The sequence below is a fragment of the Paenibacillus tyrphae genome (assembly GCF_024158745.1).
GTDB classification, from domain to species: domain Bacteria; phylum Bacillota; class Bacilli; order Paenibacillales; family NBRC-103111; genus Paenibacillus_G; species Paenibacillus_G tyrfis_A.
On record NZ_JAMZAW010000001.1, the window covers coordinates 142,926 to 159,808 of the forward strand.

The 16,883-nt window shown below is 51.8% G+C and carries 25 protein-coding genes; 4 read left to right on the forward strand and 21 right to left on the reverse strand.

Annotation, left to right across the window (positions count from 1 at the left end; genetic code table 11):
- Positions 1–140 precede the first annotated feature (140 nt).
- Positions 141–356, forward strand: coding sequence for a hypothetical protein (locus NI000_RS00575; protein ID WP_253406796.1), 216 nt, complete (start codon positions 141–143; stop codon positions 354–356).
- Between the two features lie 66 nt (positions 357–422).
- Here NI000_RS00575 and def read toward each other — a convergent pair whose 3' ends face one another.
- The 4 genes from def to NI000_RS00595 all read right to left on the reverse strand — a co-directional run bounded on the left by def (position 423) and on the right by NI000_RS00595 (position 2,513).
- Positions 423–941 (reverse strand): peptide deformylase, encoded by a 519-nt coding sequence (gene def / locus NI000_RS00580; protein WP_253406797.1) that lies wholly within the window; start codon positions 939–941, stop codon positions 423–425.
- A gap of 22 nt (positions 942–963) precedes the next feature.
- Positions 964–1,209, reverse strand: a complete 246-nt coding sequence (locus NI000_RS00585; RefSeq protein WP_253406798.1) for a helix-turn-helix domain-containing protein — start codon at positions 1,207–1,209, stop codon at positions 964–966.
- Between the two features lie 173 nt (positions 1,210–1,382).
- Complete coding sequence (locus NI000_RS00590) at positions 1,383–1,733, reverse strand: GIY-YIG nuclease family protein (protein WP_253406799.1); 351 nt, start codon at positions 1,731–1,733, stop codon at positions 1,383–1,385.
- 27 nt (positions 1,734–1,760) lie between these two features.
- Positions 1,761–2,513 carry a DUF2087 domain-containing protein gene (locus tag NI000_RS00595; RefSeq protein ID WP_253406800.1) on the reverse strand — a complete coding sequence of 251 codons (753 nt, stop codon included), beginning with the start codon at positions 2,511–2,513 and terminating at the stop codon, positions 1,761–1,763.
- 209 nt (positions 2,514–2,722) lie between these two features.
- Between NI000_RS00595 and NI000_RS00600 the strand changes: the two genes are divergently transcribed.
- Complete coding sequence (locus tag NI000_RS00600; RefSeq protein ID WP_253406801.1) at positions 2,723–3,511, forward strand: copper amine oxidase N-terminal domain-containing protein; 789 nt, start codon at positions 2,723–2,725, stop codon at positions 3,509–3,511.
- 61 nt (positions 3,512–3,572) lie between these two features.
- Here NI000_RS00600 and NI000_RS00605 read toward each other — a convergent pair whose 3' ends face one another.
- From NI000_RS00605 to NI000_RS00670, 14 genes are all read right to left on the reverse strand, one after another.
- The gene (locus NI000_RS00605; RefSeq protein WP_253406802.1) at positions 3,573–4,148 is read right to left on the reverse strand and encodes a putative glycolipid-binding domain-containing protein; all 576 of its coding nucleotides are present in this window, start codon (positions 4,146–4,148) and stop codon (positions 3,573–3,575) included.
- Positions 4,149–4,219: 71 nt separating this feature from the next.
- Complete coding sequence (locus tag NI000_RS00610) at positions 4,220–5,176, reverse strand: NAD-dependent epimerase/dehydratase family protein (RefSeq protein WP_253406803.1); 957 nt, start codon at positions 5,174–5,176, stop codon at positions 4,220–4,222.
- A 59-nt stretch (positions 5,177–5,235) separates the two neighbouring features.
- Positions 5,236–5,562, reverse strand: coding sequence for an ArsR/SmtB family transcription factor (locus tag NI000_RS00615; protein ID WP_253407404.1), 327 nt, complete (start codon positions 5,560–5,562; stop codon positions 5,236–5,238).
- Between the two features lie 94 nt (positions 5,563–5,656).
- Complete coding sequence (locus NI000_RS00620) at positions 5,657–5,944, reverse strand: hypothetical protein (RefSeq protein WP_253406804.1); 288 nt, start codon at positions 5,942–5,944, stop codon at positions 5,657–5,659.
- Positions 5,945–5,992: 48 nt separating this feature from the next.
- A complete protein-coding gene (locus tag NI000_RS00625) occupies positions 5,993–6,538 on the reverse strand; it encodes a GNAT family N-acetyltransferase (RefSeq protein WP_253406805.1) in 546 nt (181 codons plus the stop codon).
- 124 nt (positions 6,539–6,662) lie between these two features.
- Positions 6,663–6,878 (reverse strand): hypothetical protein, encoded by a 216-nt coding sequence (locus NI000_RS00630; protein WP_253406806.1) that lies wholly within the window; start codon positions 6,876–6,878, stop codon positions 6,663–6,665.
- A gap of 114 nt (positions 6,879–6,992) precedes the next feature.
- On the reverse strand, positions 6,993–7,457 hold the full coding sequence (locus tag NI000_RS00635; RefSeq protein WP_253406807.1) for a hypothetical protein: 465 nt from the start codon (positions 7,455–7,457) through the stop codon (positions 6,993–6,995).
- Between the two features lie 109 nt (positions 7,458–7,566).
- Complete coding sequence (locus tag NI000_RS00640; protein ID WP_253406808.1) at positions 7,567–8,160, reverse strand: NAD(P)H-dependent oxidoreductase; 594 nt, start codon at positions 8,158–8,160, stop codon at positions 7,567–7,569.
- A 24-nt stretch (positions 8,161–8,184) separates the two neighbouring features.
- On the reverse strand, positions 8,185–8,601 hold the full coding sequence (locus tag NI000_RS00645) for an SRPBCC family protein (RefSeq protein WP_253406809.1): 417 nt from the start codon (positions 8,599–8,601) through the stop codon (positions 8,185–8,187).
- 71 nt (positions 8,602–8,672) lie between these two features.
- A complete protein-coding gene (locus NI000_RS00650) occupies positions 8,673–9,326 on the reverse strand; it encodes a TetR/AcrR family transcriptional regulator (protein WP_253406810.1) in 654 nt (217 codons plus the stop codon).
- A gap of 138 nt (positions 9,327–9,464) precedes the next feature.
- Positions 9,465–9,854: an MmcQ/YjbR family DNA-binding protein gene (locus tag NI000_RS00655; protein WP_253406811.1), complete on the reverse strand. Its 390-nt coding sequence runs from the start codon at positions 9,852–9,854 to the stop codon at positions 9,465–9,467.
- 43 nt (positions 9,855–9,897) lie between these two features.
- Positions 9,898–11,013, reverse strand: coding sequence for an NADH-dependent flavin oxidoreductase (locus NI000_RS00660; protein WP_253406812.1), 1,116 nt, complete (start codon positions 11,011–11,013; stop codon positions 9,898–9,900).
- Positions 11,014–11,299: 286 nt separating this feature from the next.
- A complete protein-coding gene (locus NI000_RS00665; RefSeq protein ID WP_253406813.1) occupies positions 11,300–11,737 on the reverse strand; it encodes a GNAT family N-acetyltransferase in 438 nt (145 codons plus the stop codon).
- Positions 11,738–11,837: 100 nt separating this feature from the next.
- Positions 11,838–12,614 carry a DUF1836 domain-containing protein gene (locus NI000_RS00670; protein ID WP_253406814.1) on the reverse strand — a complete coding sequence of 259 codons (777 nt, stop codon included), beginning with the start codon at positions 12,612–12,614 and terminating at the stop codon, positions 11,838–11,840.
- Positions 12,615–12,933: 319 nt separating this feature from the next.
- On the opposite strand from NI000_RS00670, the gene NI000_RS00675 reads away from it, so the two are divergent.
- On the forward strand, positions 12,934–13,899 hold the full coding sequence (locus NI000_RS00675) for a cation diffusion facilitator family transporter (RefSeq protein ID WP_253406815.1): 966 nt from the start codon (positions 12,934–12,936) through the stop codon (positions 13,897–13,899).
- Here NI000_RS00675 and clpP read toward each other — a convergent pair.
- The 3 genes from clpP to NI000_RS00690 are packed head-to-tail and all read right to left on the reverse strand — an operon-like array spanning position 13,896 to position 15,457.
- The gene (clpP, locus tag NI000_RS00680; protein WP_253406816.1) at positions 13,896–14,480 is read right to left on the reverse strand and encodes an ATP-dependent Clp endopeptidase proteolytic subunit ClpP; all 585 of its coding nucleotides are present in this window, start codon (positions 14,478–14,480) and stop codon (positions 13,896–13,898) included. The genes NI000_RS00675 and clpP overlap by 4 nt on opposite strands.
- Positions 14,481–14,498: 18 nt before the next feature.
- Positions 14,499–15,041 (reverse strand): hypothetical protein, encoded by a 543-nt coding sequence (locus tag NI000_RS00685; RefSeq protein WP_253406817.1) that lies wholly within the window; start codon positions 15,039–15,041, stop codon positions 14,499–14,501.
- Positions 15,038–15,457: a MerR family transcriptional regulator gene (locus NI000_RS00690; protein WP_253406818.1), complete on the reverse strand. Its 420-nt coding sequence runs from the start codon at positions 15,455–15,457 to the stop codon at positions 15,038–15,040. The genes NI000_RS00685 and NI000_RS00690 overlap by 4 nt, the downstream gene beginning before the upstream one ends.
- Before the next feature lie 275 nt (positions 15,458–15,732).
- Here NI000_RS00690 and NI000_RS00695 point away from each other — a divergent pair, with 275 nt between their 5' ends.
- Entirely contained in the window at positions 15,733–16,881 is a 1,149-nt protein-coding gene (locus NI000_RS00695) for an MFS transporter (protein ID WP_253406819.1), read from the forward strand.
- Positions 16,882–16,883 lie beyond the last annotated feature (2 nt).

Sequence of the window (16,883 nt, forward strand, 5' to 3'; positions counted from 1 at the left end):
TATGCTTCCGGGTAAGACAGCATGCCACTCCCGATGCCCTTTTCACCGTCAAGGCCGGATAAGCGCTCACCATGGCCTATTCTGATGTTTTTTCGCAAATATGATACAATGGATACAGCTTAACGACGAAGGAGATCAAGATGGCACGCAATCATAGATTGGTAACCGATGCGGATTTCCAGGAAGCGATGGAACGCGAAGCATCGATCCGGGTTTTTCAAGACGACCATGTGGTCGGTTCCGGCGGGGTCATCACCCGCTTCGACAACGACACGGTCGTGATTCAGTCCGGGGTCAGCGATGTCGCTTATCACCGCAGAGACTTGTGCGAGTTTTTCGAGATGGGGAAAAGGTAGAACACGCGAAACAGCCCGGGCTTGACCTCAAGTCCGGGCTGTTTCTTTTTGGGTGCTTCCGCTTTTTTAATGCTCAGCCTTGGACAGACGAATAATATCGAACACATTGACCTTGCGTCCCGTCACGTCGTGAATGAGCGCATTCCCTTCGATCCGGTCGATGTAAAGCACCCCGTCCAGATGGTCCATTTCATGTTGAATGCAGCACGCAAGGTACCCTTCCGCTTCGAGAACGAACGTCTCGCCTTGCCGGCTCAAGCTGCTGATCTTGACTTGATTGGCCCGCTTCACGATACCAGAATGCCCGGGAAACGACAGACAGCCTTCCGGCCCGATCTGCTCTCCGGACATTTCCAGCATGACCGGATTGATGAGCTCAATGAGTCCGTCGCCGCAGTCCATCACAACCACCCTGCGCAAAAATCCGATCTGCGGCGCCGCAAGCCCCGCCCTGCCCTCTGCGGCATACAGCGTATCGACCATATCGTCAAGCAGCTTAACGATTCTCGGATTCACCTCTTCCACCGGCTTGGCCTTTTTGCGAAGAACCGGGTCGCCAAACGGCAGGATTGTTTTTTCAGCCATAACGTTAACGCCTCTTTTCATTTTATAAGGATGCGCTTCTGACTTGCGACGGCGTATGCACCCACAAGTCGTTCGGAGTACAGTCCAGAGCCGTGCATAGAGCGTCCAGCGTCTCGGCCTTCATCTGCTTCGGCTGGCCGGTCAGCAGGGCGCTGATCGAGGGGGCGGACAGTTCGTAGCCCGCTTTTTCCTTTAACAGCCGGGCCAGTGCGGCCCCCGTTCGGATGCCCCGCTCCATCATCATCTTTCTTAACATCCACACCAGCATGAGCCTTCCCCTTTCCGAACCCAAAGATTAAGCAGCACCTAATTTTATTAGGCAATACCTAATATATCACATCGGCTGCTAACCATAAACGGCATGGCTATGTCACCATTGAAAAAAGAGGAGTCGGCGTCAAAGCTGACGCAGATCCCTCTTCCTTGTGTTGCGCGCGATCCTTACTTTTCCCGGTTATATCCCCGTTCGCCGTACGGCTGAAGCTGCTCTAGCCATTTCTCCTCCAGCTTGTGCAGAGCTTCCTTCGCGTCGAAGAAGCCGGTCTTCTTCTTCTCTAGAACCTCCAGTACTTCGATTTCAAACGCCTGCTCGCCGTACTCGTTCCACTCGTGCTGAAGCGCTTTGTTCATCATGGTGCCGAGCTGCAGTTCCATCCTTTTTCCGTTCAGCGATTTCAGATTCATGGTGCTGCCGACCAGAACCTTTCCATTGACGGTGTTCTTGATCTGGAAAACACCCGCCTGGGGCTTCACTTCTTTGTACATCTGTTTCAGTTCTTCCCGCCGATTCATGGTCAATTCCCCTTTTCTCCCCAACCGTTACTTCAGCCAGTACTGGCTTCCATCCGGTTTTCTGTCTAAAAATCCGTATTCGATCAAATAGCGCCGTAAGGTAACGAAATCGTCGTATGCGGCCTTCAACATTTCATTGACTTCCTTCTCGCTGTAGAGATGCCCGCTTTTGAACCGTTTCGCGATTTCTCTCAGCACGACCAGTTTGTGCTTTTCCTGCAGATAGAACGTTTTTAAAGGCCCGTCCGTGCCCTCGGGAAAATATTTCTGCACAATCTCTTCGATTTCTTCCGCAGTCACGTTGTATCGCTCATCCACCATTTTGGCGGTTCTGTGAGGCTCGACAAAGGCCGGCGCATGCTTGTCCTTTTCCTTGAGCAGCTCCATCATCGCCAAATACACCTTGGACTGGCGCTCTTTTTCCTTCAAAGCAAAGCGGTGATTGCGGATGGTGGACGCGCTGCCGATGCCCATTTCCTTCTGAATGTCCGCATCGCTCATCCCTTGGTAAAAATGCCGGAGCAGACTATTTTGATGATCGGTCAGCCCGGTCAGCTTTTTATCGAGCCCGATCAAATATTCGAACACCGAGCCATGGGTATTTTCGATATGAACCCGCGTATAGCGTTCCGCCTCATAGAGCGTGCCTTCGTCCGGATAAATAATGCCCTTCTCCACCGTTTTGCCGCAGAGCAAGCAAATATAACAGTCCGTCTCCTCGACGTAACCCCGCTTCATCTCTTCGAGCGATGCATTCCAAAACTGTTCAGACAGCTGCATAAAACAAACACACCCTTATCTCGTTTACCTTATGATAGACATATTACATTAACGTTTATATATATGTCAACTATTGTAGAATGTATCTACTCTACCGCGTCAGTTAGCGGCCCGGCATTGGACAAACCCGCTGAAAATATAGATAATTAGTATTGTTATCCAGTTATTAGCCAATCCCCCAGCCGATGGGGAATCAGAGAGGGAAATCCATGAAGAAAAAAATTGCGGTATTGTCCGCCACCCTAATCCTGATGGCCGGAGCCGTAAACGCCTCCGGATTGAACGCGGATTACAAAGGAAATCCGATCGTAAAAGTAACGTCGAACGGGAAGCCGCTCGAAGCGGGCGAAGTGCCTGCCATGATCTATGACGGCAACACGCTCGTGCCGATTTCTTTGCTACGGCAGCTTGGGGCTTCCGTGACATGGGACGGCGACGCTTATCAGGTGGATGTCAAGCTCCCCGAGCCTCCTGCAGCACCTCCTGCATCAACGGACAAATCCGAGGAAACGAAGCAGCAAAACGATATCAAGAAGCTTAAGAAATATGCCGCTGTTGCCGAGCTGTACTTGAAATTGCAGACGCTCGGCGAATCGTTGGATTCCGCCCGCACTTCCATCCGGTTGACTGCCGATGCCATGAATGCAGCGAAAGCGGAAGCTTCCTCCTTGATTTCCATTGCCAAGACAAGCTACTACAAAGCCAATGAAACGCTAACAAACCTAACGAAGGAAACAACGGAAAGCGTCTATGAGGATTTCAATAAGTATGGCATCGATTCGAGCCAGATTAGGTTCATCCTGGCCGAATATCAGGGTAGCGCCCGGCATTATCAGCTCGCATTGGATTATCTCGATAAATATGTCCGGGACAAAAAAGCAAGCGATTATAACGAATATTTAATTAACATTGGAAAAGCCGACGATTCCGCCAAAATCGCAAAAGAGAAATCCTCCAAAGGATACGCCGAGTGGTCCAAGAATGTACTGAATTTTTAATCTTCCGTTGTCGAATAAAACATACAAAGCCCCTTTCTGGGGCTTTTTGTTATGGACCCTATTATCGTGCATCTGGCCCCGTCTCGCGATAAAATAGATTCGGATAGACCACTACGATACCGTTTGAATCGACCGTAATGTTCTCCATAAAATTCCCGCTTTGATATCGAAAGACGGACGAATCCTTCCTACTTTCCAGCAAGGTATAGTTCTGCTTAACCGGTTTATAGTTCAATTCAGCGGCAGAAATGTAGACCACTTGGATCTCCTGCTGCTGCGAAGGCTCGTACGACAATCGGTTGATCGGAAGTGTATTCGTAAAGGGAGTGCAGGAAATATCAATATCGATACAGCCTGATAATTCGGGAATGATTTGTCCCTGTTCATCTTTCCAGATCCCCTTGCCGTCAGATGAGAGACTCAACCCTTGATCTTCACCCAAGTAACGTATTGTGACTGCTCTGGTGACCCAACTTTGATCGAGCACGATATCATATCTAATCCTGAAGATTTCATTGTTATGTTGACTTCCGATAACAATACTATCTATGAAAATTTGATTGTTATCCTCTCTGACTTTAAGGTGTTCATAACCGATCCCCGTGCTCGGTCTCCAAACAATATCTGCAGGCAACATAGGTAAATCCTCCCATCATTTGTTCACAAAGGAAGTTTATCATGTTCTTTGGACCTTGTTAAGAGCGATATTCAAAAGCGGTTCCCGTTCCGGCGGATCAAGTCCCGGACGGCGGCATCCACGGCATCGGTCAGAGAATAGCGGGGCGCAAAGCCTTGCCGGCGAATTTTACTATCGTTCCATAACCGGTTGACGGTGAAGCTTTTTATCGCAAAAGGGGTCAAATGAAGCTGAGCCAGCTGCTCCTCCGTCGGGTTTTCCGGAATCCGTATCGTTGCGGCAGCTTTTCCGGCGGCGCGATCGATCTCGGCTTTCAATCCGCCCCAAGTCGTGTCGAAACCTTTCAATAGGTAAGTATCGTCCGCTTGACCGTTCATATCCAAAGTCCCAAGCCATGCCATCGCCCGTCCGATGTCGCGCGTATCGATCAGCGAAACCCGGCCGGAGCCGTCTCCGATGACAGGGTATTGATCGTGTATGTGCGCCCGGTACAGCCGCGAGAAGAACGACGAAAGGTCACGCACCCCAATCGTACTGGCCGGACGCAGCAGAATCGTCCTGATCCCGGCTTTTCGCCCGGCTTGCCGGACCACTTCCTCCCTCTTCACGGCCAACGCCTGGATCGGATATTCCGGCACGGTCACGTAAGATTCGTCGATCGGGTCTCCTGTCCGAAAATCGTACATGACAATCGTGCTTAACTGGACAAAACGTTCGGCCCCTTGGGCAGCAGCCGCTTCGATTAGCCTTCGTGTCAACTTGACCTCCACCTCGGCTTCCGTGTCGATGATCGTGTGCAACTTTGCATCCGCCGTACAATTATAGACAAGCTCATGTCCGCGAATGGCGGCAGCAATGGACGACGGATCGGAAAAATCAACCCGGACAACGTTCACCCCCAGACTATCCAAAAAAGTCGAATCGCTCTGCTCGCGAACGGCCGCGGTCACCCGATACCCGGCCAGCACCAATTGCTCCACCGTATGACTCCCGATAAATCCGCTGCCTCCAAACACGACTGCATTCATTCATGCCACCCTCTTCATTTTATTAAGTTTAAACTTATAAACTTGTTAGTCAAAAAAATTTAGTTGCTTTCCTCCACCGCGACGATCAAGTCTTTAATTAGCTGCAGCGAACCGCGCAAATTTTTGCTTAAACGATAATATTTCTCTTTGCCGCTGCGGTCGAAGTCGATCAGATCGGCCTGTCTCAAAATTTTCAAATGATGGGAAATCGCAGGCCTGGAAATATCCATGCGCTCCGTAATTTGATTGACATTCAAGCTGTTCAGCTCCAGCAGAAGCGCAATGATCTGCTGCCGGTTGACATCGCCTAAAGCTTGGAAGATCGGTGTGCTTAATTTGAATTTTTCAAGAATAACCTCTTTGTTCGTACACTCGTGCTTTTCGATTGCCATCACCTTATAAGTTTAAACTTTTAAACACGTTTATTGTACTGCATCATTTTCATTCGTGCAACCCATTCGTTCTTTTGCTGGCTTTTGCTCATCTTCTCGATTCGAAAAACCGCAAAACGATCAGCAAAATCTCGCAAAAAATCTTCCATATCACAACGGCTACCACAAAAGCGACAACGCCATACACAATTCCTTTCGGAAGATCGTTTACCGCCTTGGCCGTGTCAAAATATCCTTCTTTAACCGTGGTCATATAGGTACTCGTGCTATAGATTTCTTCTCCGAACAGGGCGGCTTTATAGGCTATCGGAATCCATCCCGTATAAAACAGAACCTTGATTAACCGGATCGGCGGCGTCTCCCCAAACTTGAACAATTGCAGATCCCCTCCCCATCGCCGTGAACATCGCAAGTTATTGCTTTTTCAACTTAATTCTTCCTTGCCAGACGCTTCATTTCTGCTTATCCGGTATACATAAGTCAGCAGATTCCGGTTCCGCGGATTCGTAAACTGCGCTTCCCGTTTCATCTCCAGTTTTTCGGCCACCTTCCGCGAGGCGAGATGGTCGTGCGCCATATTGGCACATATGCTGTCGAATTGCAATGTACCGAAACCGTATTCCAAGCAAGCCTTAGCCGCTTCGTACCCATAGCCTTGATGCCAGTAATGATGGTGAATGATATAGCCCAGATCGTTTTCGAAGCGATCTATAATTTTGTACCTCAAGAAGCCGCAGTCACCGACGAACTTCCGATTCGCCTTCAGAAAGACACCCCATCTGCCATACCCCAAATCCCGATAGTTCCGAATGCTTCTTTCCAGCCAACTATGGACTTGGTCATCGTCAAAAGGCTGGGGCCAAAAACGCATCGTCTCAGGGTCGGAAAGCAGCGCCTTGAGTTCATCGAAATCGCTTTCCTTATACTCCCGAATGAGAAGTCTTTCCGTCGTCATCGTTAACATAAGCATCCAGACTCTCCTATCATTAGATTCCCGTTCGCAGCTGGGCCGCGGCTATGTTCCAACCGTGTCCATATACCAAACGCAATAGCCAAGGAAAAAGTTACAGAACTTAGTAAGATATGCAGTTTCTTCATCGTCTACTGAGATCGGAAAGCTTGTTGACCGTTTCCCAGTTCCTTGTCGTCGCGGCTACCTTCAGCTTCTTTTCCACAAAATTATTCGAAAATAAAGATTTCCCGTACCCCTTCCAGGATAAAATATATACCTCCCGGTTCAATACCCGGAAATCGTCCACATCGTTGTTGTACGACTCGAAATGTGCTATCGCTTCGGCGGTCGGCAGCACGTCGTCACCTCCTGCAGCTGCAGCGATTCGAAAATGCTTTTCAAACGATCCATTCTAATAATTTTTTTCCGCTCACATTAATCCCGCGCAGCATCGCAACGTATGTATTCATTGTTAGGACCCTGCTTTCTGCAATTGTATCTCGATATATTCGATTGCCTCGTCTTTATTTTTGAACACCCATTCGATCGTTTCCAGCCCTTCATCGCTGTCGATTCCAAGCAGCAGCGTCCTGACGGCCTCCTCGCAAGGCGGACCCACAATAACAGCCATGGGCAGGGCCGGCTCGCAGCAGCCGGTATCGATATCCAGCGCCATCTCCAGCATATCTCCCCATTCGTACTTCAGATCGGACCAGTCCAGAATAATAGCATCCGGCTTCCAGGCTTCCAGCGCCGCCCGGCCCATCGCTTTCATATATACCGCATCGCTGTTCCCCGCCGAGCCGAAGCCGTACTCGCCCGAGTATTTAATAATCATCATATCGCAATATTCCACGGTCTTTGACGGCCCGATAAAATAATCAACTTGAATATCACTTAATTCGGATAATTTTACTTCCCGAAAATCGGATTTCATCGCGTCCACCTTCTACATTTATTAATATTGTACATGCAAATTCTGCGGTGTAGCTGGGAATCCCATTATATCAAATACACCACGAACATGGGAGTCCGTGGTGTATGGATTATTGAGCCGCCTTCATTTTTTGCCTCATCTCATCCAGCATTCGTTGTCTGGCTATTCGGGGATCGAGTTCAGGGTTCAAGATATGTTGGAGGTACTGTTTGGTGCTGCTTTCGATCTGTTCGTCCGTTGCTTGTACCGCGCCGTGCAATTTGAAATGCGGGAGCATCGTCATGCCGATTTGGTTAGCGAGGGCTTGCAATGGCCGGGTCAGTTCGCTGATGGTGTAGCCGATCAAGCCTCCTGCCTGGTAATTTGCTTCTACACCTCCGATGGAGATGGCAAGCAAAAGTTCTTTACCTGCCACTGCCCTGCCGCCGGGTCCGAACAGCCAGGCCGTTGTGATGACTTCATCCAGCCATTGCTTTAGCAGCGATGGCGTGCTGTACCATTGAAGAGGGAATTGCAGAACAAGGCGATCATGCTCGGCTATGAGAGCTTGCTCGCGTTCGATGTCGATTGTTTTTTCCGGATACGCTGCGTACAATTCATGCACCGTCACTTGATCGGGATGCCGGCGCAATTCCGTTATCCAGCATTTGTTGACGCGCGACTGCTGCAAATTCGGATGGGCTGCAATCACTAATATTTTCATATTTTTCATCTCCTTTTTATGACATCAGCTATCCGCTTTAACTTCCGCCTCAATCGTTTGTTTCATCACTTCAGCTCCCCGTTCTACGCGCATTCGAATTTCCGTTGCGAGCTCATGAGGCAGAAAGTCTGTGATCCAAACAAGCCGGCTGCGGCTATCCTTCTCGGCAAAGACTTGGAACGACGCATGGTGATGCACAAGCGGCATGCTTCCTTCCACTACTGCATACGCCAGCCGACGCGCCTCATCATCCACGGCAACGATATGCTCACGCACGACCGCTCCGTTCGCAAAGGTGAGAATTCTGAAATCGCCATCCAGACGTGTATCCACGGTATAGCCAGGTACGAAGCGCCGATGCACCGCGCCGACATCACGCACCGCATCCCACACTTGCTCGGGCTTGGCGTCAATGATGATTTCCTTGCGTATCGTAGCCATATTCTAATCACTCTCCTTAATGCCATCTTATTTTTGATTGACATATAAGTCAATATTAAAAGTAAAAAAATTTATTGAGACTTAAACAAAGAAACGGACGATTCGACCACCTGATCCAAAATCTTCTTCAACTGCTCTTTCCGTGCCGTTTCCGGAATCCCCTGCGCTATAAGTTCCTGCTGCACCTGATCCAGATAATTCATCCCCTGAGACACGGAACCCCAGAACTGCATAGCCATCAGATTAGCGTCACCTGGTTGAATCATGCCTTGCCCGATCCCCTTTTCAATCGCTTGAGTCATCGGATACATGAAATTTTTCACCCACTCGAATGGAGAAAACTCTTCCGGCGTATACAAGTGCTGTAAATCCAAGCTAATCCGCATGTAAAATCGCGGTATTACGGGATCCTCCATAACACGTTCACACACGATGTGAGCATAACTCTTGAACAACTCTAACACAGACCCCTCTTGTTCGAAGAAGGTCTTCGTAAACTGTTTGGATTCTTCCATCATAACTTCATAAAGCTCGCGGAACAACGCCTTCTTACTCTTAAAATAATAGTAAACCAGCCCATGCGCAAGCCCAGCCTGACTCGCGATGTCCCCCATCTCGGATGCCGAGTAACCTTTATCGACATACACGCGAATCGCCGCTTGCAAAATTTCTTGTTTACGCTGCTTCCGAATTTCTTCGTTTTGTTCTCTGGTACGAGGAGACATGTCGCTTTTCACCTTTTAATTTGACTTTGATATTAGTCGAAATTATAGAGAAAAACAATCCCGATTGTCAATCAAAAAGCAAGTAAAATTAAAAAACTCCCCGTTCCAAAAGGATGGAGAGTTTCATGCTTGCTGCATTTACCGTTCCAGCAGTCGGATTAGACGCTTCGGAGCCGTCCGGAGATAAGCTTCCTGGACCAGCTCTTCAATCTCTTGCCAATTCACCCGGTTCGCAAAGCGGATCGAGACCCAGCCGTGCTGTCCGATGTAGGGCGTCTTGAAATATTCCGTTCGATCCTGCTGCAAAAGAATCTCTTGGGTCGCCGGGGACGTCTTGATAGCCAGCGAACCCTCCTCCCTATGCTCCCCCATCATGACAAAAGGCTTGTCGTTCACCCGAAACGAAGTATGACCGAAGGAGTCCACCTGCTCCGCCACTTCGGGCAGCCCCATACAATACGTTCGGACCTTGTCCAGCAGTTTTAAGCCGCTATCGGATTTGACGGTCTTGGTATGATCTTGCTCCACTGTTCGACACTCCTCCGGCTTTGATTGGATGAAAGCTTGCCTTCTACGCTTCGGCTTCCACCGGGAACCAGCCCGGAACGGCCAAAATCATTTTCCAAAGAGAATCCGGGATGGCAAGGCTTTCCTGATCGTTCTTGGACAGCGTCATGCGAAGTTCCTGCTCGCGTCCTTGCGCCACTTTGGCGACCCAATCCGGCTCGATGATAAGCGCGCGGCCGATCGCGATGAGCGGAATTCCCGACTCCAGCACCTGCGCGGCGTCTTGAGCGGTGCGGATCGCCCCCACACCGATCACCGGGACCCGGGTGCCGACCAGTTCCTGAATAAGCTCCAGGCGGGTTCGGGAATCGTCCGCCCCGCGGCGGGGAACGGACCGGAAATCATTGAGCGAGATATGGAGATAATCGAGCCCTCGGCCCGCAAGCACCTCGACAAAGGCCAACGTATCCGCCATCGTAATCCCCGGCGTTTCCGGTTCCTCCGGGGAAAGCCTGTACCCGACGATGAACGGCTCCTTCGCATGCTCGCGTACGACCCGCTGCACTTCGCCGATCAGCTCTAGCGGGAACGTCGTGCGCTTCTCCAGCGTTCCGCCCCAGCGGTCGGTACGGCGGTTGGAGTGCGGGGAGAAAAACTGGTGAATGAGAAATCCGTTGGCCCCGTGAAGCTCCACCCCGTCGAAGCCTGCTTCGATTGCCCGCCGGGTCGCTTCGCCGAAATCCCGGATGATCCGGGTAATCTCGGAATCGGTCAGTTCGCGGGGCACCGCAGCCCCTTCCTTTTCTTCCGGGATCGCGCTTGCGCTCACAAGATCTCCGCCCGGAAAGCACTTGCGTCCGCCGTGAACGATTTGCAGCACCGCCTTGGCTCCTTCGCTCTTGATGGCGGAAGCCAGACGGCTCAGCCCGGGAATCAGCTCGTCGCGGTCGGCAAGCGCCGTCCCCGGGAAGCTTCCGCTGGCAGTGACTCCGGCCGCAGCCGTGATCAGCATGCCGACCCCGTGGGCACGTCTCGCATAGTACTTGATTTCCACATCCGAAACGGCTCCGTCCGGATGCGAAGCCGAATGCGTCATCGGCGCCATGACGATGCGGTTTTTCAGTGCGATCCCATTCGGTAACGTGAACGGCTCGAGCATTGGTTGAACGGATTTCGTCATTGCTGCATCTCCCTTACTGTTGATTGTGCTTAGTATAACAAACAATCACTGACAAATACTGTCAGGGAGCTTGGTGAGAAAGTGGTCAATTGAGGTAATAGAATTTACGAGGAGGTGGGGTATCTACTTCCGGTCGCTGTTGTCTGCAGGAAATCTTAATTGGAAGCCGCTTAGCAGCGGATATTTCCCGCAGACAAAGGCGAACGCTATCGCTCCTCCAGTAGATACCCCACCTACGTATGCATCTCTATTTTTGTAGTAGCCCACTTTCTCAACACTCTGACTGTCAGGGAATCAGCTTCATCAAGATCGTCTCCTGCGGATACTCGGTACGGCACCATCTATACTTCTTCAATACGCCGGGATGTACGGCAGACTCGTCCTCCACCCGTTTGTAGCCAAACCGGCTATAAAAGGACTCCAAATGCGCGAACGGAATGCAGTAGACGTGCGGAATCTCCCGCCGCCCAGCTTCCTCCACCAGGAAACCGACGATGGCGCCTGCCGCCTGCTTCCCGCGGAAGCGCTCCTGCACATAAATCCCGCCCATCTCGTATGTATCTTGCCCCATATTGACCAAACGGCCGACGCCGGCCTTTTCTCCGTTCCATTCGGCGATCACGATGATTTCGTTCCCGTAATCGGATGCGGCGAAGCCTATTTCCCGGTACTGCTCGTTCACGCACGGCATGTCGTCTTCCCGTGCGGCTCTCAAGGTTAGCATGATCGAATTCTCTCCCTTCACGGTAACATTATAGCACGAGCTTGCAGGGCGGGGCCTGTCCGAGAACGAGTTGCAGCTAAAGTCGCCGCGGCAAAAAACGCTACACCAAATCCTGCAAAAACAGCGTTGCATTCAAATAACGTTTGGCCAGGGATTGAAAATACGAGGTCTGTACCGACACCATAGCGATAAATATCGTATGGCTCAGCAGTTCCTTCTGCCCGTCGCTCAATCCCTCCACCGCCCCGGCATATTCATCGGCCTTTTGCTTGATTAAATGCTCCAGCATATGGTCATGGTTGCGCAGGCCGCTGTCGTGCCCGGACAGGTCCAGCACTTGGTCGTTGTTTTGGTCCAGCTCTTCAAAGATCGAAGAGTACGCGGCGTACAGCCGTAGCGGGGAAACGACATCGTCGGCATCGTCATCCGGGCGGTTGAAGACGAGCGTCAGCAGCTTGCGGATCGACTCGAAATCGAGCGTCGCCTTCAAATCGTCGATAATGAACAAGATGGCGGTTTGGTCGAGCGAATATTTTTTCCCCAGCCTCGGCGAAGGAATCAACGACTTGAAATCCCGCTTCACCCAATTCTGCACCGAAGTGACGGAATACTGCGCGTACTCGATCTGATTGCCGAGCGCAACGATATCGGTCAATGAGAAGCCTTCGCTCGTCTGCTTCATCTTGATCAGCTTCTCGAAGATCGGCGGCAGCGATGTGGATACGAACGCCCCCAGCGTCTTGCCGTGCTCCATGTCCAACCGATGCGATTTGGCCCAGGCCTCCTGCAGCGTAGCCAGTGGCGTCCGGTCCGTCTTCCCCGCAAGAGACATCAGCAAGCCGGCCATTTGTTTTCTCGTCAAATAAAAGGTTTCCATAGGCGAGCCCCTTTGTAGCAATGAGTTCATTTGAACTAATCATAAGACTTTGTAGTGAGAATGTCAAAAAGCTCATCCCGCTAAGATTGAGCTTCCTACGGCATTCTCTTTCTCGTTTCTGACGTTATTTCGCCGGGAATACTTTAAAATGGACTTTGTTATTTTATTCAAAAGGTCGTAATATAGGTTCATAAGAACTTGTAATATGAAAGTTCATCATGACGCTTCTGCCGCTGAGACAAACGGGTTACACTAGGAACGACTAGGCCGCAGCCGGCAGAAAGCGCATCAAACTCGAAAACGATGAGGAGAGCAAACGATGGGATTATGGGCTTTACTTAAAAAAGGAAACACTTCTTCCTTAATGGCGGCGCTCGGAAATACAGCGGTCGCGGCAGCCAAGGGAGTCGCAGCAGCGCTTAGCGGAAGCGGCGCCATGTTCGCGTCAGCCATGCACTCGGTAGCGGATGCGATCAATCAGGGGTTTGTTTTTGCGGGAAGCGTGCTCGCGGAAAAACAGCCGACCCGGCGGTTTCCCACCGGCTTCGGCCGTGTAATCAATCTGTTCTGTATGGTCGCGGTGATGGTCGTTTCCTTCATGGCTTACGAAACGATTCTGGAAGGCTTTCATCTGCTGGCCCACCCCGCGCAAGCTTCGAATTTCTGGCTGAACTTTGCCATCCTGCTGATCGCCATCCTGATCGACGGTGCCATCCTGTGGAAGGCGATGAAAGAAATCGCCCGCGAAGCGCGGGTGGAAGTCAAGGGACTTGCGATCATCCCGGCCGCATTTCGGAATGTCGGTCGATCCGCCCCTCCTACCCGGCTGGTCTTCTACGAAGATATCGTTGCGACACTGGGGGCGGCTCTTGCCTTGATCGCGGTCATCGTCACACAGCTGTCGGATTTCAAAATGCTGGACGGAATCGCCACGATCCTGATCGGATTTCTCATGGTCGGCGTGGCGTTCAAGGTCGGCTACGACAATATGGTAGGTCTGATCGGCGTAGCCGCGCCGAAGGATGTGGAGGACCGGGTCGCCGGCCTGCTGCTGGCCGATCCGGATGTCCGGGACATTAACCAGCTCCGCATCCTGCAGGAAGGCCGGACGTATCACGTTGACGGCTATGTAGAGCTCCGCGTCGGCTTGACGCTGGCGGACGCCGACGATATTAAGTTCCGCTTGAAATCAATGCTGCTGAGCGATCCGGACATTACCGACGTTACGCTTGGCATTCTCGAAGACAACGGTATCCGGGACTGGAGGCCAGAGCCTAGTCTTTAAACGTCCCGGTACAAAATTTCATCGATGATGCCGTAAGCCAGAGCTTCCTGCGCATTCATAAAATAATCCCGGTCGGTATCACGTTCGACCGTATCCAAGGGCTGCCCGGTATGTGCCGCGAGCAGCCCGTTCAGTTTGTCGCGAAGCTTCAGTATTCTTCGGGCACCGATCTCGATGTCCGAAGCTTGGCCTTGAGCCCCGCCGAGGGGCTGGTGAATCATGACTTCGCTGTTCGGCAGCGCGTATCGCTTCCCCTTCGTGCCGCCGGACAGAAGAAACGCCCCCATCGACGCGGCAAGTCCGATGCACAACGTGCTCACATCAGGCTTGACAAGCCGCATGGCATCGTAGATGGCGAGACCTGCCGCAATCGAACCGCCAGGACTGTTGATGTACAACTTGATATCTTTGTCGGGATCAGCCGCGTCCAGAAACAAAAGCTGCGCGATGATCGCATTCGCCGCTTCGTCCGTGACCGGTCCGGTCAGAAACACGATCCGGTCCTGAAGCAGCCTGGAATAAATATCGTAGGCCCGTTCTCCGCGGCCGGTTTGTTCGACCACATAAGGAATCAGATGCATAAAACGTTCCTCCTTCGATTATTTTTGGCTAAAGCTGTAATCGATACGGTACTTTTTCTCCCAATCCGCGAAATCTCCGCTTCGCTGTCTAACGATCGGTGGGAGAATAACGAATTCGCGTTCTCTTTCGGCGGCTCTGTCTTGAAGCCTGCATTGCAGCGCCTTGATCCGTTCGATTACCTCCTCGTCAACCGGCCAATCCTCCGCATCGTCCTCCGCTTTTAACTCCAGGGAGATGCTTTGAACCGCGCGTACTTCCGTTTCTCCGTCCTTGTATTCCACAGCGATCCCAAGTTCCTTCCTGCCGCAAGCTGCCGCCTCCTCGGTATACAGTTCGAGAAATACGTCATGATCCTCCGGTGAATCGCCAAGCAGAATGACACCGCAGTCGGTTTCCGGGCAGCCGTTCAAATTCGTAGAGCGATGCACGCCTTGAGGCAGGTCAAGCGTCAACCGAATATCTGTGATGCTCCCGGCTTGCGGCAGCTCGAAACGAACCCACAGATGATTCATGCCTTCCTCATGCTCCATGGCTTGCTTTGCGAGTCTTGCGGTGATCATAGCCGGTTCTCCCCTTTCATAACGTCCGTAACGGCAGCGATAATTTTTCGTTTCAGCTCGCCGGAAGCGTGCGGTCCCATGGTAATGTACACATCGTCGCTGATCCGGAAGGTCTCGTTCTCCAGCACGCGCTCCGGACGGTACATGTCCATGCTCTCTCCGATCCGCCTGATTTCGTCCAACGGCAAATCCTTCAGCCTCTCCTGAATGGCGGCAAGCGTCTCTCCAGTCTTCGAAAGCGTCAAAACCGCGCGGAAATAATGCAGGTGCTTATCCGTATAGACGCGCTTGTTGCCCGCCAGTTCAAGCGGAGGAACGATCCCGATCTGCGTGTAATAGCGCACGGTCCGAAGGTTGATCCCCGGCTCGTCTTGCTGAAGCAGCTCCGTGATTTGTTTGGCCGTATACCCGTTCATCCGATCACCCCATAACACTTCAGTGTATTCGTTACAGTCGACTGTAACATATGCAGTTGACTGTAATTATATCCTTCGGCATGGAAAATAGCAACAGTCAAATTCCCGACAACCGGACCGCAACAAAAAAAAGCGTACGAGCTCGTGTGGTGAGTTCATACGCTTGGCTGCGCATCGTTGGCAGGCCCGATTTTCATTGTCAATCCGCCGGAGGAGTGAGATAATTATGGTCGTTCCTCATTTTGCTGACGAAAGCGCGGGATCGCATAATGGCCATGTCGTATTTTCTATTGTTCTACTTCGTCATTTATATGGGCAATGCCATTTACGGGACGTACATTCCCGTTTACTTTCAGTCAATCGGCGCGACGCCGACCCAGATCGGGGCACTGCTGAGCGTCGGTCCGTTCGTCGCTGTACTCGCTCAGCCGCTGTGGGGCGCCGTCGGGGACCGGGCCAAAACAAAAAATGCCGTCCTCGGCTGGCTGATCGCAGGCAGCGGGGCGATGATTCTGCTGTTCCCCTTCTCCGAAGCGTTCTTGTATTTGCTTGTCGTCGTATGCTTGTTTACGTTTTTCCAAACGTCCATCTTCGCCTTGAGCGACGCCATCACACTGGAAGAATTGGAAAAGCACAAGCGCTGGTCCTTCGGCCCGATCCGGCTCGGCGGCACGCTCGGCTTCGCGGTCATGTCCATCACTTTCGGCTGGATCGCCAAGGATCATATCGGGTACTTGTTTTACGCGTATGCCTTGGTCATGCTGGTGTCGCTGCTGCTGCTGGCGAAGTTCCCCAAGGTATCGGGATACCAGTCGGCCGGCAACAAAATGCAGGTGTGGGTGCTGTTCAAAAACCGTAAGCTCGTCACCTATCTGGCGATTAATCTGGTGCTGCAAATTACAATGGGGTATTATTACACGTTTTTCCCGGTGTACTACAAAGAAATGGGCGGCGACAGCGTGCTGCTCGGCTGGTCGATGGTCGTTTCGTCCCTGAGCGAAATCCCGTTTCTACTGTTCGCCTCCAAGATCATGAAGCGCGTTCGCATGACGCATATTTTGCTTTTGTCGAGTCTGGCGGCCATGGCCCGCTGGTTCATCTTCTCGTTCACGGACAACCCGTATTGGGTGCTCCCCACGCAGCTGCTGCACGGGCTTATCTTTATCGTGCTAACCGTCACGATGGCGATGTATATTAACCAGGAAGTGCCGAAGGAACTTAAGGCGAGCGGCCAGACGCTGAACGGGCTGCTGAATCTGGGCCTTGCCCGGATCATCGGCAGCTTCTTGGGCGGCTACGCAAGCGAGGCGTACGGCATGCGAAACGTCTTTATGTTCAACGGCTGGGTCGCCGCCGCCTGCGCCGCAGCGATCGTCATCATCGGCTTCAGACAAGCCCGCTCGGAGCGGGCGCTCGACGTCTGACG